The organism is Microbulbifer magnicolonia (assembly GCF_035117725.1).
In the GTDB taxonomy this organism is placed as follows: Bacteria; Pseudomonadota; Gammaproteobacteria; order Pseudomonadales; family Cellvibrionaceae; genus Microbulbifer; species Microbulbifer magnicolonia.
The window spans coordinates 865,955-889,797 of record NZ_JAYEFD010000001.1 but is presented as its reverse complement, the minus strand read 5'-3'; the positions used below and the strand labels follow the sequence as shown (position 1 = coordinate 889,797).

The following is a 23,843-nucleotide window of genomic DNA, read 5'->3' as shown; positions in this document are numbered from 1 at the left end:
ATCGCGCGACCCGGATCAGGCGCTGATGTGGAGTCGCCGGCAAGACTTGCGACAATACCCGATGACCGATCAGTTTAGTGTGGCGCATGATACCTAAGTAGGGACGCCGGAGCACTCCTGCTCGGGGCAATTTTTCCGTGCATTTATCCAATCAAGCGTAAACAACCGTAAATTACCTTGCAGCGCTTAGTGCGAATTCCATAATAGGCGCAATAATGTTCTAACTTTCGTGCTGATTCAGACACTCTGGTGATATTTCCTTGCGTTTTTTCCGTGTCTTAGCCATTTGCCTGCCGCTGCTCTCCGCCTGCGCCGCCCAGCCCCTGCCGCCGGATCTGGCGCAGGAGACTCTGGGGTTGCCGGACGGGTTTCGCGCCTCCGGCAGCGAGGCGCCGGAAGTGCGCTGGTGGCGCAGTTTCGACGACCCGCAAATGAACCGGCTGGTGCAGCTGGCACTGCACGACAATCCGGACCTGCAGGCCACTCTGTGGCGCCTGCAGCAAGCCGAGGCGGCGGCGGTGGGCGCGAGATCCGGCTTCTGGCCGCGCCTCACCGGCCGCCTGGACAATACGGAGCAGCGCATCGCCGACGGGGATTTCGACTTCGAGGGCAGCGAGAACGAGGGCAACTCCTGGAGCGGGCGCCTGGCCGCCAGTTACGAGATAGACCTCTGGGGCCGGGTGCGCGCGGGCGCGCGGGCCGCGGAGGCCGGGCGCCTGGCGCAGGAACAGAATCTGCAGACCGCGGCGCTCAGCCTGGCCGCGGAAGTGGCCATCACCTGGCTGCAGCTGCGCGAACAGTGGGGGCAGCGCGAGTTGTTGCTGCAGCAGCTGGAGACTAACCGCAAGACACTGCAGGTACTCGAACTCCGTTTCGGCCGCGGTGCCAGCGCGGCTGCGGATGTACTGCAGCAGCGCCAGCTGGTACAGCAGTCAGAGCAGGAGTTGCAGCAGGCAGAAGCCGATATCCAAACCTTCAAGGTCCAGCTGGCGGCGCTGCTCGGTGTTGCCGATCAGGCGCTGGAGGGGCATCTGCAGTTCGCGGCCGGAATGCCGTCGATGCGATCGCTGCCGGATACCGGTGTGCCCTCGCAGTTGCTGCTGCGGCGGCCGGACGTACAGCAGGCCCAGCGCCAGCTGCTGCAGGGCTACTATCTGGCGGACCAGGCCTGGGCGGAGCGGCTGCCGGTATTCAGTCTGGCGGCCATTGCCAGCGGCGGTGGCAGCGCCATCAGCGATATCACCAAAGACTGGCTCCTGACCATTACCGCCGCCGCCGAAGGCGTGATCTTCGACGGCGGGCAACTGGCGGCCGCCCAGGACCAGCAGGACGCCGTCCTGCAGGAGCGCTGGGCCCTCTACCGCAGCACCGTGATCCAGGCTCTGTCTGAGGTGGAACAGGCCCTGATCCGCGAGCGCGCGATTGAGGAGCGGCTGCTGCACCTGCGCGAGCGCGAACGCCTTTCGGATCTGATCGTCGTGCGCCAGCGGCGCGCCTACGCCCGCGGTGCGGTGGATTTTCTTAACGTGCTGACGGCGACCAATGAACAACAGAGCCTGGCGCGCCAGATCCTGAGTGCGCGGCGCGAACTGATGGAGAACCGGGTAACCCTTTACCGCGCGCTCTCCGGGGGACTTCCGCGGGAAGACCTGCCCCCGGCAGCGCCGGTAGAGCTGGAGTTGTACCGGGAGGGGAACAGCTGATGTTGAAGAAGCTCAACTGGAACTTTGCGATACCGGTCGCGCTGATCGTGCTGGCGCTGCTGATTTCCAGCTGGCTGATGCGGGAGAAGCCCACTCTGAGCCGCGGTGAGCGCAGGACACCGCCGCCGACCGTCGATGTCGCGGTGGCCGAACGCGGCCGCTTTCCGCTGACGGTTAATGCGCTGGGCAAGGTGACTGCGCGGGAGCTGGCGGAGTTGCAGCCGCAGGTGGACGGGCGCGTCGAGTGGCTCGACTACGACCTGGGGCCCGGCTCCACCCTGGAGAAGAACCAGTTACTGCTGCGTATCGAATCGGAGCCTTATCAACTGGCCCTGCAGACGGCGCGCAGCAGTCTCGCCGAGCGCCGCGCCGAGTTGCAGCAGGAGCAGGGCCAGCGCCAGGTGGCGGAGGAAGAGTACGAACTGCTCGGCAGTTCGCTGCCGGCGGCGGATCGCGCACTCGTGCTGCGCGAGCCGCAGTTGGCCGCCGCAAAGGCGCGGGTCGACGCGGCCGAGGCGCAGGTGGGCCTGGCGCAGCGCGACCTGCGCCTGACAGAGATCCGCGCGCCCTTTGGCGCGCTGCTGGTGAGCCGCAGCGTCGATGTCGGCGATCGCGTTGCGCCGGGCACGGTGCTCTACTCGCTGGCCGGTGCCGAACGCTTCCAGATCGAAGTCGAAGTGCCGGCGGCCCAGCTCGGGCGCGTCAACAGCCCGGATGCCGAGGTGCGTATCCGCGGCAGCCAGTGGCCGACCGGGGAGTACCGCCGCGGCGAGTTCGTGCGGGTGATTCCGGTGCTGGAGGAGCAGGGCCGGCTGGCGCGGGTGCTGGTCGAGCTCACGGATCCGCTGGCCATCGACGACCCGAATCAGCCGCCACTTCTGCTGAATGACCTGGCGCGGGTGGAGATTACCGGCCGTGCCACCCGTGAGCGGGTGCGCGTCCCCCTGACCGCGGTGCAGGATGGCGACCGGGTGTGGCTGGTGCGCGACAACCGCATTGTCGTGCGCCCGGTACAGATCGCCTACCTGAGCGGGGATTACGCGGTACTGGATAGTGGCCTGGACGGCGGTGAAACCCTGGTCACCACGCGCCTGACCACGGTGACCGAGGGCATGCCGGTGCAGGTCGCCGGCCAGGCGGCAGGGCCCGAGGGCGGAGCCCCGCGCGAGAAACCGGGGACTGCGCCTAAGCGCGGCAAAGGGCCGCAAGAGGAACCGCCTGCCGCCGAATCGCAGAAGGGAGAGCGCGGATGAGCCTCGGCAGCGCGAACCGGCCGCCGGTAGATACCCGTTCCGGTGCCATCGCCTGGATGGCTCACAACCATGTGACCGCCAACCTGCTGATGCTGGTGTTTATCGTCGGCGGTCTGATCTTCTCCCTGACCGTGAAAAAGGAAGTTTTTCCCGAATTCAGCATGGACACCATCAGCGTGCAGATCTCCTACCCGGGCGCGAGCCCGGCGGAGGTCGAGCGCGGCGTGCTGGTGGCGGCCGAGCAGGCGGTGCAGGGCATCGTCGGTATCAAGGAAATGCGCGGCTCCGCCTCCGAGGGCGGCGCCAGCCTGATGCTGGAGCTGGACGAGGACGCCAACGCCAACCAGGTGTACCAGGACGTACAGCAGGCCATCGATCGCGTGACCACCTTCCCGTCGGATATCGAGCGCCCCCAGGTCAGCCTGGCGGAGCGCAAGCGCGATGTCATGGACCTGGTGATACACGGCGACCTGGACGACCGCACCCTGCGCGATATCGCCATGCAGATCTACGACCGACTGGAGGTACACCCGGATATCACCCAGCTGGAAACCTCCGGCGTGCGCGATTTCGAGGTGGCGATCGAGGTGCGCCGCGACGACCTGCGCCGCTATGGCCTGTCGCTGCCGGACGTGGCCCAGCTGGTGCGCAATGCGGCCGTGGATGTGCCCGCCGGCGGGGTCAAGTCCGAGGCCGGAGAAATCCTGGTGCGGGTGACCGAGCGCCGCGACTGGGCGCGGGAGTTTGGCGATATTGTCGTAATCCAGGGCAGTGGCGGCGGTACCGTGCGCCTGCGCGATGTTGCGACCATCCGCGATGCGCTGGTGGATGAACCGCGCAACATGGTCTTCAACGGCGAGCCGGCCGTGGGCATCGATATCTTCCGCGTCGGCGACCAGACCCCGATGAGTGTCAGTGAGGCCGCGCGCGAAGTGCTGGCCGAGCTGGAGCGTAACCTACCGCCCGGCGTGCACATCAGCATTCGCGACGACGACTCGGAGATATTCAAGGAGCGCCTGTCACTGCTGCTGAAGAACGGCTTTATCGGCCTGCTGCTGGTCTTTGTCGTGCTGGGTGCTTTCCTGGAGCTGCGCCTGGCATTCTGGGTGACGCTGGGTATTCCCACCAGTTTTCTCGGTGCCCTGCTGTTCCTGCCGGCGCTGGATATCTCGGTGAACATGGTCAGCATGTTCGCCTTCATCATTGCCCTGGGTATCGTGGTCGACGACGCGATCATCGCCGGTGAGAACATTCACGAGTGGCGTCGCCTGGGCTACAGCAACCTGGAGGCGGCCATCGGCGGCGCGCGCCAGGTGGCGGTGCCGCTGACCTTCGCGATCCTGACCAATATCGTCGCCTTTATTCCGCTGATGGAGCTGCCCGGTTTTATGGGCAAGATCTTCGGCATCATTCCGTTCGTGGTCGGCTCGGTCTTTGTCATCTCCTGGATCGAGGCCCTGTTTATCCTGCCGGCCCACCTGGCGCATTCCCGTCGCGGCTACCGGAACGGCTGGGCGCGGCGCCTGGCCGCGCGGCAGAAAATGATCGCGCGCAGCCTGGACCGTTTCGTGGAAGTGCGCTTCAAGCCGCTGCTGGATCTGTGTGTGCGCCGCCGCTATATCACCATCGCCGCTGCCATCGCTATTTTGCTGGTGGTCGGCGGCTATGCCGCCAGCGGGCGCATGGGCTTTACCCTGATGCCGAAAGTGGAGCGGGACTCGGGGCGTGTCGAGGTCACCTTCCCCGCGGGCACCGCGGAACAGCAACTGGAAAAGGCGCGCAGTCAGATCATGGCCGCCGCCGAGCGGGCGCTGGTGGGGACGGATCGGGAAAAGGTGGTTCTCGGCGTGCGCGGCCTGGTGCGGGACAATTCGGTGCAGGTGGATGTCTACCTGGTGCCCTCGGACCAGCGTCCCTTTACCACGGGGGAGTTCGTGCGCAACTGGCGCCGCGAAGTGGGGCCGGTGCCCGGTGCCATGAGCTCCAGTTTCGCCGCCGACCGCGGCGGCCCCGGCGCGGGCGCCGCGCTGACGGTGGAGCTGCGCCATACCGATACCGGAATCCTCGAAGGCGCGGCACAGCGGCTCGCGCGGGAGCTGGAGAGGTTTCCGCAGGTCAGCGATATCGATGCGGGTATCTCTCTCGGCAAACAACAGCTGGACCTGACCCTGACCGAAACCGCGAAGAGCCTCGGTCTCTCCGCCGAGGATATCGGCCGGCAGCTGCGCGCTTCCCTCTACGGCGCCGAGGCGCTGCGCCAGCAGCGCGGCCGCGACCAGGTGAAAGTGATGGTGCGCCTGCCGGAGCGGGAGCGGGTTTCGCTCGACGATGTATCCAGCATCATGATTCGCGCCGGCAACGGCCTGTGGCTGCCGCTGCCGGACCTGGTGGAGGTGGACAAGGGCCGGGCCTACGCGACCATCAATCGCCGCGCCGGGCGCCGGGTCATGACGGTCACTGCCAATGTGGACCCGCCGGACCAGGCGGCGCTGGTGATCAACGCGCTGAATCGCAGTGTGGTGCCGCAGCTGCAGGCGGAGTTTGCCGGCCTCAGCATTTCCTATGAGGGCAGGCAGGCGGAAGAGCGCGAAGGCCTCGCTTCGCTGGGGCTGACCTTCTCCCTGACGATGGCCGCGCTGTATCTGTTACTGGCGATTCCGCTGAAGAGCTATATCCAGCCGCTCACGGTGATGGTAGCGATTCCGTTCGGCGTCATCGGCGCGCTGCTCGGGCACCTGGTGATGGGCTATGGCCTCAGCATGGTGAGCCTGCTCGGCATGGTGGCGCTGGCCGGTGTGGTGATCAACGATACGCTGGTGATGATCGAGTACGGCAACCGGCTGCGGGAAAACGGCACTGACCTGACCGACGCGATCAAACAGGCGGCCGCGCGCCGCTTCCGCCCGATCATCCTGACCACGGTGACGACCTTCTGCGGCCTGATGCCGATGATCTTCGAGACCTCCGTACAGGCGCGCTTTATGATCCCGATGGCGATTTCGCTCGGCTACGGCATACTCGCGGCGACCGCGATTTCGCTGCTGCTGGTGCCCTGTCTTTATCTGATGTTCGCCAAGGATATCCCGCGCTTCTTCGGCCTGCTGAAAAACAGCCGGAAACCCGCCAAGGTGCAGGGTTGAGGCGGTCCCGCTGCCGGTAGCTGTTTGCGGGACACGGGCTAGGCGCCCCCCTAAATACATCCATGGACCCAATGCACTCGCTGCGCACGCGGGGCCGGCCCTACGCTCTGCGCGGCCATCCTTGGCCGCGAAAGGTCCCGCAAACAGCTGCCGGCAGCAGAACCTTCGCATCAAGGTCAGTGTTCTTAATCCCTGCGCAACTCGTCCTTGATTGCAATCGGATTGGGGAAATTGAGCACGACAATGTAGGAGGAGACCAGGAAGGTCAGAATCGCCGTGGCCTGGATCAGGTGTGATGCGCCGCTGCCAATCAGCTGCTGGTTAAACGCGAGAAACGCGATCAGCAGCGAGAACTCGCTGATCTGCCCGAGGCGAAAACCGATGTCCCAGGCCAGTACCTTGTGCTCGCTCTGGTTGCCGAGCAGGTAGCGGAAAACCACCGGTTTGATCAGCAGTACCGCCGCCGCAGTGACCAGCGCGGGCAGGGCGATTTCCGGCACCATCGACAGCTTGAACTGCGCACCGAGGCTGAAGAAAAACAGGATCAGGAAGAAATCCCGCAGGGGTTTCAGGCTCAACGCTATGTACTGGGAAATCCGGCTGGTGGCCAGGGTAATGCCGGCGATGAAGGCGCCGATTTCCCGCGACAGCCCGAGTATTTCCGCGAGTTCGGCCAGGCCCATGCACCAGCCCAGTGCCAGCAGAAATACGTATTCGTGAAAGCGGTCGAAACGGGTAAACAGCGGCAGCAGCAGGAATTTCACCGCCACCCAGGCGAAGAACACCAGTAGCGGCAGGGCGGCGAAGGAGAGGCCCAGCTGTGCCAGATCCATTTCGCCGGTACTGCCGGAGAGCAGGATCATCAGGCAGGTGATGGCGACAAAATCCTGGAACAGCAGCAGGCCTACCATCATTTCGCCCAGGTGTTTGTGGTGCAACACGGTGGTGGGCAGCAGTTTGATACCGATAATGGTGCTGGAGAACATCAGCGCCATACCGATCACCCAGGACTCGGTATTGGTGAAGCCGAATAGCTGCCCGATGGCAAAGCCCAGCCCGAGAAAGACGGCGCAGCTCACCAGGCCGACAAAAGTGGCTTTGCGCAGTACCGAGAGCAGCGCCTGCGGTTGCATGTCGAGACCGAGCAGGAACAGCAGGAAAATAATGCCGACGTTGGACATATCGGCCAGCAGCTGCACATTGTCGATGATCGCCAGGCCGGATGGGCCGAGCAGGACGCCGAGCGCTATGTAGGCGACCAATAAGGGCTGGCGCCCGAACAGCGCCAGCGACGCGACAATGGCGGCGCCGCTGAATATCAGGAAGAAAGACTGAAAGAGAGAGGTTTCCGCCACAGGACATCCTTGTTTGAAAGCGCATTCGGCCCATTATCCATAGTTGTCGGCACGGCCGAAACAGCCGCATGAATGTCGTTGCTGTGCCCCCGTAGGGTGCGCCGTGCGCACCGCTTGAACATTTCGGTGCGCCGTGTGCACCGAGCGAACATGTCGGCGCGCAGGGCGCGCCCTGCGGAGCATGGTTCAGAAGCGCGCGGCTTTATTCGCCGGGCGGAAGGCTTTATTCGCCGGGCGGAAGGCTCTATTCGCCGGGCGGAATGGGCAGTTCGGTGGTGCTCTTGATCTGCTCCAGGGCGAAATTGGACATTATGTCGCTGATGCCTACGTGGCGGATCAGCTCCTTGTAGAAGCGGTCGTAGGCGGCGATATCACTGACCACGATGCGGAGCAGGTAGTCGTAGTCGCCGGCCATGCGATAGCAGTCCACCACTTCCGGCAGCTCCGCCATATGGGCGGCGAAGGAATCCGCCCACTCTGGCGTGTGCTGGTCGGTTTTGACCTGGGCAAACACCGAAACCGGCAGCCCCAGAATCTCCGCGTTCAGCAGTGCCACCTTGCGGCGGATGATGCCGCTTTTTTCCAGTTTCTGAATCCGGCGCCAGCAGGGGGTTTTGGTCAATCCCACCCGCTCGGCCAGCTCCTCGATGGAGAGGCTGACATCAGACTGCAGGATGGCCAGAAGTTGTCTATCGATTGCATCGAGTGAGGACATAATTCTACAGAGCTCCCTAAATCACGGGGCCGTGTATCCCTGAGCGTCGATCTCAGCGCCATCATTGGCGCGGTTACCCCTTGTGAATGTCCTGTGTCGTGAGTGCTGTGGAGCTACCCGCCGCGCGGGGATAGTTGGGCTCCGACTTCACCCTCCGATGTAACGATAGGCTCCGAATGGGGGCGCTGGTAGCGAAAAGTTTCAGTGGCGGGTGATAGGTGGTGAATGTAGGAACGGCGGGGCGGCCATCCGCCGGTGGCCGCGATCGATGCCAGTGTTGTCCCGGGATCCGATCGCGGCCATGGGCCGCTCCTACCGGCAATTGTCTCAGGCGGCGTCTTTTGGCGGAAAGCGCGGCTCGAACAGACCCAGCTCCATGGCCTGGTGCACTTTGGCCATCAGGTCGATCTCGGTGAGCTGCTGCAGCTGCTGCAAGTCGCTCAGCACATAGTAGATCGGCTGCACTATATCGATGCGGTAGGGGGTGCGCAGGGCGTCGAGCACGTCGAAATCGTAGCGCTCCGGCTCATTGCCGAGCGCGTACATGGTCTCTTTGGGGGAGGAGAGGATACCGCCGCCGTAGATGCGCAGGCCGTCGCTGGTGTTGAGCAGGCCAAACTCGACCGTGAACCAGTAGAGGCGGGCCAGGTAGGCGCGCTCCTTGGGCGTCGCCTTCAGGCCGAGTTCGCCGTATTTCTGCGTGAAGTTGGCGAACGCCGGGTTGGTGAGCATCGCACAGTGGCCGAAGATCTCGTGGAAGATATCCGGCTCCTGCAGGTAGTCGAACTCCTCGGGCGTGCGGATAAACGTCGCCACCGGGAATTTGCGGTCGGCGAGCAGGCCGAAGAAAGTCTCGAAGCCGATCAGCGCCGGCACCCGCGCCACTTCCCAGCCGGTTTCGCGGCGCAGTACGCTGCTGACTTCCTCCAGCTGCGGAATGCGGTCGCGGGGCAGATCGAGCAGTTCCAGGCCGTGCAGGTATTCGTCACAGGCGCGCCCGGGAACCACTTTCAGCTGGCGTTCGATCAGCCGCTGCCACGTCTGGTGCTCGATATCGTCGTAGTGGATAAAGCCCTGCTCGTCGGGCTTGCGCGCCACGTATTTGCTGGGCTTTTTCGCGTCTTTCTTCATGCTGCTGCACTCCCGCGGTCGCTCGGATCACCGCCCGTTCAGGGGCTTGGCCGGTGCGCCGCTCTGTGTTTGTTGTTATCTCTGTCCCTTATTTTTAGTCAGTGGCGCGGCCGTAGGGGAGAGTGGATCAGGCAGTCTTGTGATCGCGGATGTGCTGTTGCTACACTTCCTGTAAAGAAATTTTTACAGTATCGCGATGAGAGTCGAAATAACCTGTGCTAATCGTGTCGGTATTCTGCATGAAATTATGCAGATATTTGGTGAATACCGGATAAATGTTACTTCTGGAGAGCTCGGCGGCGACAGCGGGGACAAGGTCTACCTGTCGGCACCCAGCATGCTCGCGACCCAGTACCAGGCCATCGAGAAATCCCTGTTAAAGGTTCCCGGTGTGCAGCGGGTGCGGCGCATCGCCCTCATTCCCTCGGAGAGGCGCCATTTCGAACTGGATACCCTGCTGCGCCATGTGGCCGATCCGGTGCTGAGCGTGGACCGCGAAGGGCGGGTGATAGCCGCAAACCTGGCCGCCGCGCGCGCCTTCGGCGTGAACCTGGACCGGGTGCCGGGGCTGCAGTTGCAGCGCTTCCTGCCGCTGATGCAGGTGGCAGAGCTGCTGCGCGATTTCGCCGTACCCCGCTACGGCCTGCCGGTGGCGGTGCGCGGTCGCGCCTATCGGATGGAGTGGTCGCCGATTGCGGTGGCAGACAGCCCCGGCGCCGTGGACTCCCTCGCCGGTGCGGTGCTGACATTGCAACGGTGGGACGCGGATCAGACCGGTCCCGAGCTGCCGCGACCGGTGGCCCTGTGGGATTACGACCGGCGCCGCCGCAGCTGCCTGGATTTGCAGGAGCTGGCGGCCTATGGCGCGCCCCTGCTGATCGCCGGCGAGCGGGGCAGCGGCAAGACCACATTCGCGTCGGCGCTGCACTATCTGTCGCCGATGGCGGCCGGCGGCGACTGCCAGCGTTTCGTTCCGCGGGATGGGCAGCTGCAGTTGCCGGCGCAGTTGCGCGGCAGCGGCACACTGATACTGGAGGATCTGCACAGTCTGTCGAACGAGGCGCAGCTGGCACTGGTGCGACAGCTGCGGGACCTGCCGCCGCAGTTGCGCCCGGTCGCTACCTGCACCAGCGCCGATCGGCTGGCGCCGGCGCTGGCCCAGCTGTTCTCGTCGCTCGCCATTTCCCTGCCGCCGCTGCGCAATATGCGGCCCGCGCTGCCGCGCTTCGCCGCGGCGTTGATGCGCCAGGAGGGCGGCAGCGGGCAGCTGCAGGAAGATGTGCTGGATGTGATCAGGCGGCACGACTGGCCGGATAACTTTAACGGGCTGCGGGACTACCTCGGCGCCGCGGCGGACCGCTGTCGCGCGCGCGGCGCCACCGAAATCGCGCTGGATGACCTGCCGGAGCTGACTGCGCGCGCGCAGTTGCCCTGGAGCGACTGGGCCCGCGGCCTCAGTTACCGGGAAATGCTGGAACAGCTGGAGCGGGCGCTGTTCAGCGACCTGGCCGCTGAGCAGCCCTCGACCAGAGAGCTGGCCAAACGCCTCGGCATTTCCCATACCGCTGTGGCCAACAAGCTGCGCAAGTACGGCTTGTCAAAAGCGGGAGTCAGGGGCTGAGGGTTAGCGCTCGATGCGGCCGAGCAGCATGTCCTTGAACATCACGAAGTCCCCCCACAGGCTGTAGAAGGGGTGCTTGAAGGTAGCGGGTCTGTTGTGCTCGAAAAAGAAGTGGCCGACCCAGGCAAAACCGTAACCGGCAACCGGCACGGCGGCGAGTAACAGCAGCTTGCCGGTTACTACGGCTAGGACGACCAGTGTAATCACGATAGTTGTGCCGACGAAATGCAGCCGGAGGCAGGTCAGGTTGCGGTGCTCTTCGAGGTAGTAGGGGTAGAAGTCGCGGAACGACTCAAATTTTTTTGTCTGTGCGGCGGACATTCCGCAGCTCCTTATTCTTCTGGTATTGGCGCCAGTGTACGGACATTTTCTGTGGCGTCCAAGTCGAGCACCGACCGGTCAAATCTGATAGTCTGCGGCAAATTTTGCTCGGGGCTCCCACCCGTAGAAGAACAAGACGAGGAAGTTATGGCAGGTCCACTCGCGCAATTAAAAGTTCTCGATCTCAGCCGTATATTGGCCGGTCCCTGGGCCAGTCAGGTGTTCGCCGATTTCGGTGCAGAAGTCATCAAAATCGAGCGCCCGCAGCGCGGCGATGACACCCGCCACTGGGGCCCTCCCTACCTGAAAGATGCGCAGGGCGCGGATACCGCGGATGCGGCATATTACCTGAGCGCGAATCGCGGCAAGAAGTCCGTTACCGTCGACATCACCACGGAAGACGGACAGCAGCTGATCAGGCAGCTGGCGGCGCGCTGCGATATCCTGCTGGAAAACTACAAGGTCGGCGGCCTCAGGAAATACGGCCTCGACTATGACGCCATCAAGGCCATCAACCCCGGCATCATCTACTGCTCTATCACCGGCTTCGGCCAGTCGGGTCCGTACAAAAACCGCGCCGGCTACGACGCGATGATACAGGGCATGGGCGGCCTGATGAGCATCACCGGGGTCCCGGACGGGCAACCGGGGGCCGGACCGCAGAAAGTGGGCGTCGCGGTGGCGGACCTGATGACCGGCATGTACGCGGTCTCCGCCGTCCTCGCCGCGGTGATTCATCGGCAGCGTTCCGGGGTCGGTCAGCACATCGACCTGTCCCTGCTGGATACCCAGGTTGCCTGGCTCGCCAACCAGGCACAGAACTTCCTCACGTCCGGCAGGAATCCGGAGCGCCAGGGCACGGGTCATCCGAACATAGTGCCCTACCAGGCGGTGGCCTCCAAAGACGGCTACTTTATGCTCGCCGTGGGCAATGACGAGCAGTTCAAGCGCTTCTGCAATATCGCCGGCCTCGGTGAAATCGCCGAGCAGCCCGCCTATGCCAGCAATGCCGCCCGAGTGCTCGCGCGCGAGCAGCTGGTGCCGCTGATCGAGGAGGCCACCCGCAAGCGGGAATCCGCCTGGTGGCTGGAAAAGCTCAGCGATGCCCATGTGCCCTGTGGCCCGATCAACACCCTGGACCAGGTATTCGCCGATCCCCAGGTGCAGGCCCGGGGCATGGTGCTGGAGCAGGCGCATCCGGTGGCGGGAACGGTCAAGACCGTCCGCAACCCGGTGATCTTTTCCGAAACGGCCCTGGAATACGAGCAGGCGCCGCCGGTGCTCGGCGAACACACCGAACAGGTATTGCGCGACCTGCTGGCGAAAAGCGATGCGGAAATCGGCGCGCTTAAAGACAAGGGCGTCATTTAAAGCTGCTCCCGATCAATAGACGGAAGCGCCCGGGAAACGAATATTTTGTGGGGTTCTATTATGCGGATTTTTTCCCTGTTTTACTGTGCCATTGCCTTGCTCATATCCGCCCAGTCCGCGGCGGATGCCAGTGAAGAGTCGAGCTACGATCTGCTGCTGAAAAATTTCCAACTGGTCGACGTGGAGACCGGCAGGGTCCAGCGCGACCGCCTGTTGCTGATCGAGGGCGACAGGATTGCCGCAATGCTTCCCGCTGCCCGGCGTGGCGAGGTGAGCGCGGACAGGGTGGAAGACCTGGGCGGCCGCTACCTGATTCCGGGGCTGTGGGATATGCACGTGCACTTCGAGGGCCGCGATCTGCTCGAAGACAATGCGCTGTTGTTTCCGGTGTACCTCGCCTATGGCATTACCGCGGTGCGCGATGCGGCCAGCGACCTGGCGCCGCAGGTGCTGGCTTGGCGGAGCGAGATCGACGGTAAAAAACGGCTCGGCCCGAAAATATTCACCGCCGGACAGAAATTTGAGGGTATCGACTCCATCTGGAAAGGCGACCTCGAGGTCGGCGACCGCGAGTCCATGCTGGCCGGCATGGACAAGCTGGAAGGGATGAAGGTCGACTTCATCAAGATCACCGAAAATACCATGGCGCCGGAACTGTTTCTGGAGACGGTCCGGGAGGCCCGCCGCCGCGGACACCTGGTATCCAGCCATGTGCCCTACGGTTTGAGTATTGAGGAGCTTGCAGACGCCGGCTTGTCCAGTATCGAACACGCCTCTTACGTGCTGCGCCTGGGTAACGCGGAGGAGGCGGCCATAGCCGCAGCCGTGCGCGCGGGGAAGCTGTCGAAAGAGGAGGCGGCAGAGCGCTATCGGGAGCAGTTCGACCAGCAACAGGCAGAAAAAGGCTATCAGATGCTGGCGCGCAAAGGAGTCGCGGTGACGCCGACGCTGATCGGTGGGCGCCAACTGGCTTACCTGGCGGAGACAGACCACAGTGGCGACAAGTTTCTGCGCTTTCTGACCGATGCGTTCACGAGCAACTATCAATGGCGCATCGATCGCATGGCGGGAGAGACGGAGCAAGACCGCCAGGCGCGCAAGGCGCGCTATCAGTTGACAGCGGGCCAGCTGCCACTGCTCGCGGATGCCGGGGTAACCCTGCTGGCGGGCAGCGATTCGGCGGCACTGAATACCTACGTCTATCCGGCCGAGGCGCTGCACGATGAACTAGTGTTATTTCAGGACGCCGGCCTGAGCCCGCTGCAGGCCCTGCAGGCCGCCACGGTGAACGGCGCCAGATTCATGGGCCAGTGGCGCGATTACGGCAGCATTGCCGAGGGCAAGAAAGCCGACCTGGTGATCCTGAACGAGAATCCGCTGAAAAATATCAGCGCCACGCGCAGTATCGAGGGTCTCGTGCACGGCGGCGCACTCTACCGCCGCGATCAGCTGGATGCTCTACTGGACGAGGCGGCTTCGACCAGGGCGCGACTAGACAGATCCCGCGCAACTGCCGAGTGACGCCGGCGCCCGACAACCGTATCGATAACTCGACCATGCCCTTGCCGCGGCGGTCGGCGCGGGCGGGGCAACAAATGCTGGAGTGAACAGGGTGCGCCTGGACCATATCAATATCAGTGCCCCGATGGACCTGCTGTTGGAGGTCCGGGATTTTTACTGTTCCGTGCTCGGCCTGGTGGAGGGATACCGGCCGGCATTTTCCCGTCGGGGCTTCTGGCTGTACGCGGAAGACAGACCACTGGTCCACCTGGTGGAATGCAAGGTGCACTTCGAGGGCGAAGCGCCCGGTTACCTGGATCATGTCGCCTTCCAGACGGCCGATCTCGACGCCGTGATTGGCGGCCTCGAGGCGCGCGGCGTCAGCTATACCAAGACCCATGTGCCCGCCACTAATATGGCCCAGCTGTTTTTCCGGGATCCGGCGGGTACCGGCATCGAGGTCAATTCGATCGCTTGAATGTGTTTGGGGGAGGCCGGGCAGGGACATTCGCGTGCTCAACAAACTTGTCGACAGTCTGGGAACCAAGCTCTATGTGCAGATCTGGGAAAAGCGCATCAGGGTAACCAATATCGACAGCGGCAAGATTTTCGATGAGTCCCCGCTGGTCGCGCTGGAACAGAAAAAGAACCGGAGCATAGTGGCCGCGGTGGGGAATCGCGCTGCTTCGGTATCGGGCAAGAGCGTCGAGGTCATCAATCCTTTCTCCCATCCCCGCACGCTGATACGCGATTTCACTGCCGGCGAGAAACTGCTGCAGCAGATATTCCGCAAACTCTCCGGCGATACGCTGCTGACACCTTCGCCGATCGTCGTGTTGCAGGCGATGGAAAAATTGCAGGGCGGGCTGACCGAGATAGAGTTGCGCGCCTTTCGCGAAATGGCCCTCGGCGCCGGCGCGCGGGAGGCGCTCGTTTACCAGGGCGAAGAGCTGACACGGCATACGTTTGACTACGAAAAAGTCAAAGCGAAAAGTGGGCCCGCGGCAGCAGCCTCTGCAAATGCCGGTGGTCAGGCGGTGCAGTGGTTCCTGGTGCTGCTGTGGATTATCTTGATTGTCCTGATGGCCGTGTTTGGCGGCGAACGGTGACGGTGACTGGTGGACTTTTCGACTTGCTTTTTTAACCCGTCAATACTCTGATCCGAGTCGAGCTGTAGTTTGATCGTCATTCCGGCCTGCGTCGGAATGACAGAAAGTATTCTGTAGGAGCGGATGGCCGCCCCGCCGCTCCTACAGGGAAAAAAGTAAGCCCCGCTGTGCGGGGCTTCTTTATTAGAAGGCGATATTCTTCGGCGTGCGCGGGAAGGGGATCACATCGCGGATATTGCCCATGCCGGTCACATAGGCCACGATGCGGTCGAAGCCGAGTCCGAAGCCGGCGTGCGGTACTGTGCCGTAGCGGCGCAGGTCGCGGTACCAGTACAGATGCTCCTTGGGGATGTGCATCTCGTCCATGCGCTCGTCCAGCTTCTCCAGACGCTCTTCGCGCTGGGAACCGCCGATGATCTCGCCGATGCCCGGCGCCAGCACGTCCATCGCCGCGACGGTTCTGCCGTCGTCGTTCATGCGCATGTAGAAGGCCTTGATGTCCTTCGGGTAGTTCATGACGATGACCGGCTTCTTGAAGTGCTTCTCTGCCAGGTAGCGCTCGTGTTCGGAGGCCAGGTCGATGCCCCAGGACACCGGGAATTCGAACTTCTCCTTGCACTTCTCCAGGATCTCGATCGCATCCGAGTAGTTGATGCGCGCGAAGTCGTTGTCGATGATGTTCTGCAGGCGCGAGATGGCCTCCTTGTCGATGCGCTGGGCGAAGAACGCCATGTCGTCGGCGCGCTCTTCCAGCACCGCCTTGAACACGTACTTCAGCATCTGCTCGGACAGATCGGCGATATCGGCCAGGTCCGCGAAGGCCACTTCCGGCTCCACCATCCAGAACTCCGCCAGGTGGCGGGTGGTGTTGGAGTTTTCCGCGCGGAAGGTCGGGCCGAAGGTGTAGACCTTGGACAGCGCCAGGCAGTAGCTCTCGACGTTCAGCTGGCCGGATACGGTCAGGAAACTCTCCTCGCCGAAGAAATCCCGGCTGAAGTCGATGTCGCCCTTGTCGGTGCGCGGCAGGTTTTCCAGGTCGAGGGTGCTGACCCGGAACATCTCGCCGGCGCCCTCGCAGTCGGAGGCGGTGAGGATCGGCGTGTGCACCCAGTTGAAGCCCTGCTCGTGATAGAAGCGGTGAATGGCCTGGGCGATGCAGTTGCGCACCCGGGCCACGGCGCCGCTGACGTTGGTGCGCGGGCGCAGATGGGCGTGTTCGCGCAGGTGCTCCATGGTGTGGCGCTTCGGCGACATGGGATAGGTGTCCGGGTCCTCGACCCAGCCGACCACGTGCACTTCGCTGGCCAGCAGTTCGATAGCCTGGCCTTGCCCCTCGGATGCCTTGATCGTGCCCTCGATATCCACCGCGCAGCCGGTCGTCAGGCGCAGCACTTCGGACTGGTAGTTGTGGACGTTGGCCTCGACCACCACCTGGATGGGATCGAAGCAGCTGCCGTCGTGCACGGCCAGGAAGGACAGGCCGGCCTTGGAGTCGCGGCGGGTTCTGATCCAGCCCTGTATGCGGGTCTTGCTGCCCTCGCGGCCGCTGGACTTCAGTAGGGAATCTACGGATTCAACTTGCATTGTTCTCGCTTACCTGAACTCTCCGCAGGCCGCGCAAATTTTAGGCGATCCGCGGTCGGTGAATGTCGGCCGGAATATTGACGTTTTGGCGGTGGGAAATCCAGTCCTGCGGACACGACTTAGGGCATTCATTTACCCCGGCGCGGGCCGGGGTCCAGTGGAGGGGGAAGAATCCGGTCGGGACCGGCGAAATCGCCGAGTTGGCCAGCCGCGTTAGCGGCGGCGGAAGAGTGGCAGTTTCTGGTCGGCGGCGGCCTGGTAGCTCTCACTGAAATCGTGCAATGAGTTCAGCAGGGCCTCGAGGGGCTGCGGGCCTTCATAAGCGAAAGCGTTGAAACCGCAGCGGCGCAGGTAGGTGAGCTGGTCGCGCATAAAGGCGCCGACCGCACGCAGCTCACCTTCGAAACCGTAGCGCTCGCGCAGCAAGCGCGCAGTGCTGAAGCCGCGGCCATCGGTTACGGCGGGGAAGTGTACTGCGATCAGCGGCAGCTCCGCGGCTGCCGCACCGACCAGCTCGACGGGATCGTCGCTGTCGAGCCACACGCCGATTTCCGCTTGCCGGTCGCCGAGGTCGCGGTGCAGCGCCTGCCAGGTGGCGAGAGGCAGGATCACCTTGCCCGGTGCCAGAGACGCGGCAGTGATTTCCCCGTTGCCATCATCCTGCGGTAGCAGGCGCCACTCGTTATGGGCTATGACGCCATCGATGATCAGTTGCGCGGGATTTTGCGGTTGCGGTCCCTGCGCTGGTCCATTAGCGGCCATAAACACGCTCCTTGAATGGCTGCAGTCCGATGCGAATGTAGGTATCGAGAAACAGCTCGTCCGGACGGCGCAGCTCCACATAAAGATCTAGAATGCGGCCGATCACGTCCGGCACTTCCGCCCTCGAAAAGCTCGGGCCGAGCACCGTCGCCAATCGGGGATTCTCTGACGAGGAGCCGCCCAGCTGGATCTGGTAGAACTCCTCACCTTTCTTGTCCACGCCGAGGATGCCGATTTGGGCAACATGGTGATGGCCACAGGCGTTCATGCAACCGGAGATATTCAGGGTCAGGTCGCCGAGGTCGTAGAGGTAATCCATGTCGTCGAAGCGACGCTGGATGGCCTCCGCCACCGGGATCGACTTGGCATTGGCCAGCGAGCAGTAGTCGCCTCCGGGACAGCAGATCATGTCAGTCAGGGTGCCGATATTCGGGGTGGCAAAGCCGTGCGCGCGCGCTGCCTGCCATACATCGTAGAGCTTTTCCTGCGGTACGTCCGCGAGCACCACGTTCTGGTCGTGAGTGACGCGGGCCTCCCCGAAACTGTAATTGTCGGCGAGGTCGGCAATCGCCTCCAGTTGCCGGTCGGTGGCATCGCCCGGCGGCACACCGGTGGGTTTGGTGGAGAGCTTCACAGCGCGGTAACCGGGTACCCGGTGCGGAAAGGTGTTGCGCTCCAGCCAGCGGGAGAAAGCCTTGTTGGCATCCGCCTGTGCCTGTAGTGCGGCGTCGCTGGCGGCGCCGTCGAAGGGCTGGTACGCGGGCGCGCTGAAGAAGGACTTGGCCCAGGTCAGTCCCTCCGGGGTGAGCTCGTTGACACCGTCGCGGATCTGTTCCCACTCCGTTTCGACGCGGCGCGCGAATTCCGCCGCGCCCATGGCCTTGACGAGAATCTTGATGCGCGCCTTGTACTTGTTGTCGCGCCGGCCCAGCTCGTTGTAGATGCGTACGATCGCTTCCAGGTAGGACAGCAGGTGGCGCTCGGGCAGGAAGTCGCGGATCAGTTCGGCGATCACCGGCGTACGGCCCTGGCCGCCACCGACGAATACCTGGAAGCCGATTTCCCCGTCGCGCTCGACAACCTGCACGCCAATATCGTGCACGCGCATCGCCGCCCTGTCGCCTTTGGCACCGTTGACCGCAATTTTGAACTTGCGCGGCAGGAAGGCGAACTCCGGGTGGAAGGTAGACCACTGGCGGATCAGTTCACAGTAGGGGCGCGGGTCGACGATCTCGTCGCGGGCCACGCCGGCATAGGGGTCCGAAGTGGTGTTGCGGATGCAGTTGCCGCTCGTCTGCACTGCGTGCATCTCCACTTCCGCCAGCTCGGCGAGAATATCCGGCACATCCTCGAGCTGCGGCCAGTTGAGCTGCAGGTTCTGGCGGGTGGTGAAGTGGGCGTAGCCCTTGTCGTAGTCGCGGCTGATGCGCGCCAGGCGGCGCAGCTGGGTGCTGTTCAGCAGGCCGTAGGGCACGGCGATGCGCAGCATCGGCGCCAGCCGCTGGATATAGAGGCCGTTTTGCAGGCGCAGTGGCAGAAATTGTTCCTCGCTCAGCTCTCCGGCCAGGTAGCGTTCTGTCTGGCCGCGGAACTGGATCACGCGATCGCCGATAATGGCGCGGTCCCGGTCGTCATATCGATACATAACAGCTTGATTCCATTGCCTTTTTTGCGCACTTTTTTCGAGGTCAGGGGAGAGCGGGCGGCACACCGCACAGTCTCCGATGGCGCATAACATACCAGCGCTCTTATGCAAAAAATAACAATATTTTTCGCTATGGCTGTAACCAATGGTTATAAGGATTGGAGATTGCCGGGAGGGCGTCGCTTGCGCCACGAACGGGGATTTGCTCTACTTGACTTGCCGTTCTATACGGTCCATCTACTTTGAATAACAATAAAGAGCAATCGGAGTAATTCGATGAGTGAAGAAGTAGTTGTATCCAATGAAGACGATAACGTGGCTGACGCCTTTGCCGCGGTGGCTCTGGTAGCCATTTTTGTAGTGACCTGCATTTACTGGGTGGCCTCCCAGTAATTCATCCTCGGGCCCGGAGCAGAGCGGTGCCGGGCGGGGTTCCTTTCTTTTCTTTAATTCCTTTTTTCCGGCTTGTGCCTGGTGGCGGATGCTCTGCTGTCGGTCTGAATTCGATCGCGGCCATGGGCCGGGATAGCCAGCGGCCGCGATCGATACACGAAAGACTATGGCGGGTCAGCCCATATTGCCGAGCACTGTCTTCACCACCAGTACCAGCGTCAGCACAAACAGCGCGGTGAAGATCACCCCCGCGGCGATATAGGTCTTGATACTGCCACCCTTGAAGTCCCGCTCGCGGTTTTTGCTGCTCTGCACACCGATGGCGGCGGCCAGGGTGCTCAGCACTACCTGGCCGAAAGATGGTTTCTCGTTTCCAGTGTCATCTTCGTTCATCTACTGAGTCCTGCGGTTGAGTAGGGTGTGCCGTGCGCACCATAGCAGACGTCCGGTCTCGCATTGGTGCGCAGGGCGCACCCTACGGATTCTCAATCCTCGAGATTGGGGCGCAGCCAGCGTTCCAGCTCCTGTTCGCTGACGCCCTTGCGCTGCGCCAGGCTCTGCAACTGGTCGCGGCCTATCTTGCCCACGTTGAAGTACTCGGCCTGCGGGTGGGCGAAGTACCAGCCACTGACGGATGCCGCGGGCAGCATGGCAAAGTGTTCCGTCAGGTTGACGTTAATATTGTGCTCGGCATTCAGCAGTTTGAAAAGGGTTGCCTTTTCCGAGTGGTCCGGGCAGGCCGGATAACCGGGGGCAGGGCGGATGCCGCGGTAGGCTTCCTTGATCAGCTCTTCGTTGCTGAGCTGCTCGTCCGGTGCATAGCCCCAGTAATTCTTACGCACCTGTTTGTGCAGTGTTTCGGCAAAGGACTCGGCCAAACGGTCAGCCAGCGCCTTGACCATAATCGCGTTGTAGTCGTCGTGCCTGGCTTCGTACTCGGCTGCCAGCTCGTCGGCACCGATACCGGTGGTAACCGCAAAGCCGCCGACATAATCGGCGACGCGAGAGCCATCAGCCCTAAAAGTGTCCACCGGGGCGACGAAATCCGCCAGTGAACGACAGTGGCCGTCGCCGCCGCGCTTCTGGATCTGCTGGCGCATATGGTGCAGGCGGGCCAGCTCCTCGGTGCGGCTCTCGTCCCTGTAGACGATGATGTCGTCGCCGTCGCTGTTGGCCGGCCAGAGGCCAAAGACGGCGCGGGCGCGCAGCAGTTTCCCGTCGATGATCTGCTGCAGCATCAGCTGCGCATTCTTGTACAGATCGGTGGCCGCCTCGCCGACCACTTCGTCATTCAGGATCGCCGGGAACTTGCCGGCCAGATCCCAGGAGATGAAGAAGGGCGTCCAGTCGATGGTGTCGACGAGTTGCTCCAGCGGGAAGTCGTCGATTACGGTTACACCGGTTTTTTGCGGCACGGCCGCGCTATAGCCCTGCCAGTCGAACTGCGGCGCCGCGGCCAGCGCCTGTTCGTAAGTGAGACGGGTATCGTTGCGCTTGCGATTGGCGGTACGGGTGCGCACCTTTTCATACTCTTCCTGCACACCGCGCACGAACGCCGGGCGCAGTTCGTCGGATATGAGACTGCTGGCCACGCCCACCGCGCGGGAGGCATCCGCCACATAGACCGTCTGGTTGCGGTTGAACTGCGGATCGATTTTGACGGCGGTGTGCGCCTTGGAAGTCGTGGCGCCGCCGATCAGCAGCGGGATGTCGAAGCCCTGGCGCTCCATCTCCGCGGCCACGTGCACCATTTCATCCAGCGACGGCGTGATCAGGCCGGACAGGCCGATGATGTCGCACTGCTTTTCCCTGGCCGTCTGCAATATGGTTTCGCAGGGGACCATCACCCCTAGGTCGATCACCTCGTAATTGTTACAGGCGAGCACCACGCCGACGATATTCTTGCCGATATCGTGCACGTCGCCCTTTACCGTCGCCATCAGGATGCGGCCGTTGGGTTTGCTCTCCGCAGTCTTTTCCGCTTCGATAAACGGCTGCAGGTAGGCGACCGCCTGTTTCATCACCCGTGCGGACTTCACCACCTGCGGCAGGAACATCTTGCCCTCACCGAACAGGTCGCCGACGACGTTCATGCCGTCCATCAGCGGGCCCTCGATCACGTCCAGTGGCCGTGTGGCTGCCGCGCGGGCCTCCTCGGTGTCTTCCACAATATAATTGTTGATGCCCTTGACCAGCGCGTGTGCCAGGCGTTTGTTCACCGGCAGTTCGCGCCAGCTCAGATCCTCCTTGCGCGCCGCGCCGCCGCCGTCACCCTGGTACTTCGGGGCTATGTCGAGCAGCGCTTCCGTGGCGTCGGGGCTGCGGTTGAGGATCACGTCCTCGACTTTCTCGCGCAGCTCCGCCGGCAATTCGTCGTAGACCGACAGCATACCGGCGTTGACGATGCCCATATTCAGGCCGGCCCTGATCGCGTGGTACAGGAACACCGAGTGGATGGCTTCGCGCACCGGGTTGTTGCCGCGGAAGGAGAAGGACACGTTCGACACGCCGCCGGAGACATTCGCACCGGGCAGATTCTCGCGAATCCAGCGCGTGGCCTCGATAAAGTCCACGGCGTAGTTGTTGTGCTCCTCGATGCCGGTGGCGACGGCGAAGATATTCGGGTCGAAGATGATATCGGCCGGCGCAAAGCCGACTCTCTCCACGAGGATGTCGTAGCTGCGCTGGCAGATCTCGATCTTGCGCGCGAAGGTATCCGCCTGGCCCTGCTCGTCGAACGCCATCACCACCACGGCCGCGCCGTAGCGCAGGCACAGGCGGGCCTTGTCGATAAAGTCCTGCTCGCCTTCCTTGAGGCTGATGGAGTTGACGATCGGCTTGCCCTGGATGCACTGCAGGCCCGCCTCGATCACCTCCCACTTGGAGGAGTCGACCATAAACGGCACCTTGGCGATATCCGGTTCGGTAGCGGCGAGGTTGAGGAAGCGGTGCATGGCGGCGACGGAGTCCAGCATCGCCTCGTCCATGTTGAAGTCGATCACCTGGGCACCGTCCTCCACCTGGGCGGCGGCCACCTGCAGGGCGGCCTCGTAGTCCTCGTTCAGGATGAGGCGTTTGAAGGCTGCGGAGCCGGTCACGTTGCAGCGCTCGCCCACGTTGACGAACAGCGAATTCTCGTCGGCCACGAAGGGTTCCAGCCCGGACAGGCGCAGGGCGGGTTTGATCTGCGGCAGCCCATTGTGGTCCCGGGGCGCGGGCGCTCGCGGCGGTATGTCGGCCACAGCATCGGCGATCGCGCGGATATGTTCCGGGGTGGTGCCGCAGCAGCCGCCGAGAATATTGATAAAGCCACTGCGCGCGAACTCGGCGACGATCGCCGCGGTCTGTTCCGGGGTCTCGTCGTACTCGCCGAACTCGTTCGGCAGGCCGGCATTGGGGTGCGCGGAGACATGGCAGGCAGCAACGCCGGAAAGCGCCTCGATATAGGGGCGCAGCTCGGTGGCGCCGAGGGCGCAGTTGAGGCCAACGCTGAGCGGCTTGGCGTGGGCCACGGAGTAGTAGAAGGCCTCGGTGGTCTGGCCGGACAGGGTGCGGCCGGACGCATCGGTGATGGTGCCGGAAATCATGACCGGCAACTCGAAGCCGATCTCCTCGAACAGCTGCTGCAGCGCGTAGATGGCGGCCTTGGCATTCAGCGTATCGAAGATGGTTTCTATCAGGATTATGTCGCTGCCGCCCTCGATCAGCGCGCGGCCGGCCTCGACATAGTTCTCCACCAGCTGGGCGAAAGTCACGTTGCGCGCGCCCGGATCGTTCACGTCCGGGGAGATGCTCGCGGTGCGCGAAGTCGGGCCGATGACGCCGGCCACCCAGCGCGGCTTGTCCGGGGTGGAGAACGCATCGGCCGCCCGGCGGGCGACTTCGGCGGAGACCCGGTTCAGCTCCGGCACCAGGTCCTCGAGCTCGTAGTCCGACTGGGACAGGCGCGTCGCGTTGAAGGTGTTGGTCTCGATGATGTCGGCCCCGGCCTCGAGATAGTCCCGGTGTATCCGTTCGATCAGTTCCGGCCGGGTCAGGCTGAGCAGGTCGTTGTTGCCCTTCAGGTCCCGGTGGAAGTCGGCAAAGCGTTCGCCGCGATAATCGCCTTCTGCCAGTTTCTCCCGCTGTATCATCGTGCCCATGGCCCCGTCCAGAATCAGGATGCGCTCGGCGAGCGCGGCTTGAAGCTGTTGCAGGCGTTGACTGCGGGACTGCTGGGACATGGACAATTCCTATCTGT

General features: G+C 63.1%; 17 protein-coding genes. 8 read left to right on the top strand and 9 right to left on the bottom strand.

Features of this window, described 5'->3' with window-relative positions:
• Positions 1-260: 260 nt before the first annotated feature.
• The 3 genes from RRF64_RS03940 to RRF64_RS03930 are packed head-to-tail and all read left to right on the top strand — an operon-like array spanning position 261 to position 6,096.
• The gene (locus RRF64_RS03940; protein WP_323844519.1) at positions 261-1,703 is read left to right on the top strand and encodes an efflux transporter outer membrane subunit; all 1,443 of its coding nucleotides are present in this window, start codon (positions 261-263) and stop codon (positions 1,701-1,703) included.
• Positions 1,703-2,956, top strand: coding sequence for an efflux RND transporter periplasmic adaptor subunit (locus tag RRF64_RS03935; protein WP_323844518.1), 1,254 nt, complete (start codon positions 1,703-1,705; stop codon positions 2,954-2,956). The genes RRF64_RS03940 and RRF64_RS03935 overlap by 1 nt, the downstream gene beginning before the upstream one ends.
• On the top strand, positions 2,953-6,096 hold the full coding sequence (locus RRF64_RS03930; protein ID WP_323844517.1) for an efflux RND transporter permease subunit: 3,144 nt from the start codon (positions 2,953-2,955) through the stop codon (positions 6,094-6,096). The genes RRF64_RS03935 and RRF64_RS03930 overlap by 4 nt, the downstream gene beginning before the upstream one ends.
• A gap of 185 nt (positions 6,097-6,281) precedes the next feature.
• Here the strand turns inward: RRF64_RS03930 and RRF64_RS03925 are convergent, their stop codons facing one another.
• The 3 genes from RRF64_RS03925 to phhA form a co-directional block, all read right to left on the bottom strand.
• Positions 6,282-7,451, bottom strand: a complete 1,170-nt coding sequence (locus tag RRF64_RS03925) for a cation:proton antiporter (RefSeq protein WP_323844516.1) — start codon at positions 7,449-7,451, stop codon at positions 6,282-6,284.
• 244 nt (positions 7,452-7,695) lie between these two features.
• Positions 7,696-8,166 (bottom strand): Lrp/AsnC family transcriptional regulator, encoded by a 471-nt coding sequence (locus RRF64_RS03920; RefSeq protein WP_323844515.1) that lies wholly within the window; start codon positions 8,164-8,166, stop codon positions 7,696-7,698.
• Between the two features lie 327 nt (positions 8,167-8,493).
• Positions 8,494-9,297 carry a phenylalanine 4-monooxygenase gene (gene phhA / locus RRF64_RS03915; protein WP_323844514.1) on the bottom strand — a complete coding sequence of 268 codons (804 nt, stop codon included), beginning with the start codon at positions 9,295-9,297 and terminating at the stop codon, positions 8,494-8,496.
• A gap of 247 nt (positions 9,298-9,544) precedes the next feature.
• Between phhA and RRF64_RS03910 the strand changes: the two genes are divergently transcribed.
• Positions 9,545-10,918 carry a TyrR/PhhR family helix-turn-helix DNA-binding protein gene (locus RRF64_RS03910; RefSeq protein WP_323844513.1) on the top strand — a complete coding sequence of 458 codons (1,374 nt, stop codon included), beginning with the start codon at positions 9,545-9,547 and terminating at the stop codon, positions 10,916-10,918.
• Positions 10,919-10,921: 3 nt separating this feature from the next.
• On the opposite strand, the gene RRF64_RS03905 is transcribed toward RRF64_RS03910, so the two are convergent.
• Positions 10,922-11,239, bottom strand: coding sequence for an Mpo1-like protein (locus tag RRF64_RS03905; RefSeq protein WP_323844512.1), 318 nt, complete (start codon positions 11,237-11,239; stop codon positions 10,922-10,924).
• A 147-nt stretch (positions 11,240-11,386) separates the two neighbouring features.
• Here RRF64_RS03905 and RRF64_RS03900 point away from each other — a divergent pair, with 147 nt between their 5' ends.
• The 4 genes from RRF64_RS03900 (at position 11,387) to RRF64_RS03885 (ending at position 15,219) form a co-directional block, all read left to right on the top strand.
• On the top strand, positions 11,387-12,610 hold the full coding sequence (locus RRF64_RS03900; protein WP_323844511.1) for a CaiB/BaiF CoA transferase family protein: 1,224 nt from the start codon (positions 11,387-11,389) through the stop codon (positions 12,608-12,610).
• 60 nt (positions 12,611-12,670) lie between these two features.
• The gene (locus RRF64_RS03895) at positions 12,671-14,131 is read left to right on the top strand and encodes an amidohydrolase family protein (RefSeq protein ID WP_323844510.1); all 1,461 of its coding nucleotides are present in this window, start codon (positions 12,671-12,673) and stop codon (positions 14,129-14,131) included.
• 82 nt (positions 14,132-14,213) lie between these two features.
• The gene (locus RRF64_RS03890) at positions 14,214-14,588 is read left to right on the top strand and encodes a VOC family protein (protein ID WP_323844509.1); all 375 of its coding nucleotides are present in this window, start codon (positions 14,214-14,216) and stop codon (positions 14,586-14,588) included.
• A 34-nt stretch (positions 14,589-14,622) separates the two neighbouring features.
• Complete coding sequence (locus tag RRF64_RS03885; RefSeq protein WP_323844508.1) at positions 14,623-15,219, top strand: rod shape-determining protein; 597 nt, start codon at positions 14,623-14,625, stop codon at positions 15,217-15,219.
• A 183-nt stretch (positions 15,220-15,402) separates the two neighbouring features.
• On the opposite strand, the gene asnS is transcribed toward RRF64_RS03885, so the two are convergent.
• From asnS to metH, 5 genes are all read right to left on the bottom strand, one after another.
• Complete coding sequence (asnS, locus tag RRF64_RS03880) at positions 15,403-16,803, bottom strand: asparagine--tRNA ligase (protein ID WP_323844507.1); 1,401 nt, start codon at positions 16,801-16,803, stop codon at positions 15,403-15,405.
• Positions 16,804-17,016: 213 nt separating this feature from the next.
• On the bottom strand, positions 17,017-17,565 hold the full coding sequence (locus tag RRF64_RS03875; RefSeq protein ID WP_323844506.1) for a DUF934 domain-containing protein: 549 nt from the start codon (positions 17,563-17,565) through the stop codon (positions 17,017-17,019).
• Complete coding sequence (locus tag RRF64_RS03870) at positions 17,555-19,210, bottom strand: nitrite/sulfite reductase (protein ID WP_323844505.1); 1,656 nt, start codon at positions 19,208-19,210, stop codon at positions 17,555-17,557. The genes RRF64_RS03875 and RRF64_RS03870 overlap by 11 nt, the downstream gene beginning before the upstream one ends.
• 567 nt (positions 19,211-19,777) lie before the next feature.
• Positions 19,778-19,996 (bottom strand): DUF2970 domain-containing protein, encoded by a 219-nt coding sequence (locus RRF64_RS03865; RefSeq protein WP_323844504.1) that lies wholly within the window; start codon positions 19,994-19,996, stop codon positions 19,778-19,780.
• A gap of 92 nt (positions 19,997-20,088) precedes the next feature.
• Positions 20,089-23,826, bottom strand: coding sequence for a methionine synthase (metH, locus tag RRF64_RS03860; protein ID WP_323844503.1), 3,738 nt, complete (start codon positions 23,824-23,826; stop codon positions 20,089-20,091).
• Between the last annotated feature and the right edge of the window lie 17 nt (positions 23,827-23,843).

Coding starts and splice junctions, on each gene's coding strand:
- phhA (WP_323844514.1), bottom strand. CDS start 9,297: ATGAAGAAAGACGCGAAAAAGCCCAGCAAATACGTGGCGCGCAAGCCC.
- RRF64_RS03875 (WP_323844506.1), bottom strand. CDS start 17,565: ATGGCCGCTAATGGACCAGCGCAGGGACCGCAACCGCAAAATCCCGCG.
- RRF64_RS03865 (WP_323844504.1), bottom strand. CDS start 19,996: ATGAACGAAGATGACACTGGAAACGAGAAACCATCTTTCGGCCAGGTA.
- RRF64_RS03910 (WP_323844513.1), top strand. CDS start 9,545: ATGCAGATATTTGGTGAATACCGGATAAATGTTACTTCTGGAGAGCTC.
- RRF64_RS03900 (WP_323844511.1), top strand. CDS start 11,387: ATGGCAGGTCCACTCGCGCAATTAAAAGTTCTCGATCTCAGCCGTATA.
- RRF64_RS03895 (WP_323844510.1), top strand. CDS start 12,671: ATGCGGATTTTTTCCCTGTTTTACTGTGCCATTGCCTTGCTCATATCC.
- metH (WP_323844503.1), bottom strand. CDS start 23,826: ATGTCCCAGCAGTCCCGCAGTCAACGCCTGCAACAGCTTCAAGCCGCG.
- asnS (WP_323844507.1), bottom strand. CDS start 16,803: ATGCAAGTTGAATCCGTAGATTCCCTACTGAAGTCCAGCGGCCGCGAG.
- RRF64_RS03905 (WP_323844512.1), bottom strand. CDS start 11,239: ATGTCCGCCGCACAGACAAAAAAATTTGAGTCGTTCCGCGACTTCTAC.
- RRF64_RS03935 (WP_323844518.1), top strand. CDS start 1,703: ATGTTGAAGAAGCTCAACTGGAACTTTGCGATACCGGTCGCGCTGATC.
- RRF64_RS03930 (WP_323844517.1), top strand. CDS start 2,953: ATGAGCCTCGGCAGCGCGAACCGGCCGCCGGTAGATACCCGTTCCGGT.
- RRF64_RS03870 (WP_323844505.1), bottom strand. CDS start 19,210: ATGTATCGATATGACGACCGGGACCGCGCCATTATCGGCGATCGCGTG.
- RRF64_RS03920 (WP_323844515.1), bottom strand. CDS start 8,166: ATGTCCTCACTCGATGCAATCGATAGACAACTTCTGGCCATCCTGCAG.